Annotated in this window: 2 protein-coding genes and 1 tRNA gene; all 3 read left to right on the forward strand. The window is 61.6% G+C overall.

Annotated features, from left to right (window positions below):
- Positions 1 to 246 precede the first annotated feature (246 nt).
- The 3 genes from KDH09_03155 to KDH09_03165 all read left to right on the forward strand — a co-directional run bounded on the left by KDH09_03155 (position 247) and on the right by KDH09_03165 (position 1464).
- Positions 247 to 909: an NAD(P)H-binding protein gene (locus KDH09_03155; GenBank protein ID MCB0218668.1), complete on the forward strand. Its 663-nt coding sequence runs from the start codon at positions 247 to 249 to the stop codon at positions 907 to 909.
- 6 nt (positions 910 to 915) lie between these two features.
- Positions 916 to 1350 carry an OsmC family protein gene (locus KDH09_03160; protein MCB0218669.1) on the forward strand — a complete coding sequence of 145 codons (435 nt, stop codon included), beginning with the start codon at positions 916 to 918 and terminating at the stop codon, positions 1348 to 1350.
- Positions 1351 to 1387: 37 nt separating this feature from the next.
- Positions 1388 to 1464, forward strand: a tRNA-Arg gene (locus KDH09_03165).
- Positions 1465 to 2158 lie beyond the last annotated feature (694 nt).

Consider the following 2158-nt stretch of genomic DNA (forward strand, 5'->3'; position numbering starts at 1 on the left):
CGGCATATATTTTCAGATAAGTGATGCGAGAAGGCAGGTGATACGGACGGCCTGATTTAGTTTTTTAGGAGTAACCCATGGCAAATCAACCAAGCAAACCGTTTGTCGAGATACCCGATTCCGACATTGCCCCTAACAGGCCGATTACTACAGACCTGATGACCCGCATTCGGGATTCGTTGATCAACCTGAACGAACGGGTAACGGCGGCCAGGTAGTGGTCATCGGCGGCAAAAGGAGAGAGCCATGAAGACCATCGCGATTGCCGGCGGTTCGGGATACACGGGGGTGCGGCTGCTGCCGCTGCTTTCCGATGCAAAGCTCAAAATCCTGCTGCGTCCGGGGACGGCGGAGAAGTCTCCGTGGGCGGAACGTGACGACGTGGCCCCCTGCGACCTGATGAATCCCGAGTCCCTGGAGCCCAAGCTCACCGATGTCGACGAGATCATCTGCCTGGTGGGCACGACCCGAAAACAGTTCCGTGAAGGCATCAGCTACGAGACCGTCGACTGGGGAATCCCAAAAGCCCTGGCGGAGGCCGGGCACCGCGCCGGGGTCAAAAAGATGCACCTGCTCACCTCCGTGGGCGCGGGCAACCCGACCGGATCCTATCTGGCCTACAAGCAGCGCGCCGAGAACTCGCTGCGCGACTCGGGCCTAATCTGGACCATCGTGCGCCCCAGCGGCATCGTCGGGCCGGGCCGCCCGTGGTTTCGCTTCGCCGATCCCTTTCTCAAGATTGCGACGCACATCCCGGGGCTCTCGAAAAACGCCTGGCGTTTCCACTCGCTGGAGGCCGACCGGCTCGCCGCGATCTTCGCCACGCTCACCCGCACCGACGAATACGACAAACGCATCCTCGAAGGCGAGATCCTCCAGAAGATGCCGCTCATCGAAGCCGGGAAGTAGGACGCAATGGAACAGCACGAAGTCACACTCACCTCGAAGATCGAAGGCTTTCGCCAGACCATTCAGGCGGGCCCGCACACGCTGATCGCCGACGAGCCCGAATCACTCGGCGGCACGGGGCAGGGGCCCAATCCCTACGAGCTCCTTTGCTCGGCGCTGGCGGCCTGCACCTCCATCACCATCGAGATGTACGCAACGCGAAAGGGCTGGCCCCTCGAAGGGGTCGAGGTCCGCGTGCATCACGCAAAGGTTCATGCCGAGGACTGCGCCGACTGTGAGGGCAAGGACGGCCTCATCGACCGGATGGAACGCCACATCGTCCTCAAGGGCCCGCTCGACGAAGAGCAGCGCGAGCGCCTGGCCGTCATCGCAAGCAAGTGCCCGGTGCACAAGACCATCCGCGCCGGCGCGACGGTCGTCGACGAGGTCGTGCTCGGATAATTGACCGCGCCGCCCGCACCACCTACAAGCAACTCACGCGCCCGTAGCTCAACCGGATAGAGTATCTGGCTTCGAACCAGAGGGTTGGGGGTTCGAGTCCCTCCGGGCGCGCCATTCACCACTTCCATTGATTTCAGCGAGTATCGCGAAGGGTTTCTTCAAATCATATCGCGCACTTGCGCCGTCCCATTGCGGGTTCGAAAGCAGCTTTTCGAGGAGCTCGCGCTTTTCATGGGGATTCCGGGATTTCCAGAGTGATTTCGCGCAGCTGGCGAGTTCTAAAATTCTCCTGGCCGTGAGGAGCTCTTCGGCGTTGTTGCCGTTTCTCGTACGAGCAAGCGCTTCTTCGGCGCGGCGTTTGTCAGCGCGGAGTTTTTCGAGGCGGCGCTTGTAGGCAACCTCGTCCATGAACCCGGCGCGGAAGTCCTCATAGAGGGCGTCTTCCTTTGCTTCGAGCGCGTCGATTTCACGTTCGAGCCTCGCCGCCTCGCGGCGGCTTTCCGCGCGGGAGTCCTTCTGCGATTTGCCCAGGTAGTCGGCAATATCCCTGGCGAGGGCTTCCGGGATTGCGATGGAATCGAGGGCGCTCTCAAAGTTCGTGAGAATCTGGTCCTCGCTCGCATAGACGAGTTTCTGGTGTGCTTTCCTGCCGTTGGCACAGCGGTAGTAGTGGTAGACGATGCCGCTGGCTTTCTTCTTGGGGTCGTAGGTGATCCGGCAGCCGCAGTCGGCGCAGGTGAGCCAGCCGCCGAGCGCGGAATGGCGGGTGCGCTTGGTATGCGCCGGGACTGTCCCGAAGGTCGCCTGC

It is taken from the genome of Chrysiogenia bacterium (assembly GCA_020434085.1).
Lineage (GTDB): Bacteria > JAGRBM01 > JAGRBM01 > JAGRBM01 > JAGRBM01 > JAGRBM01.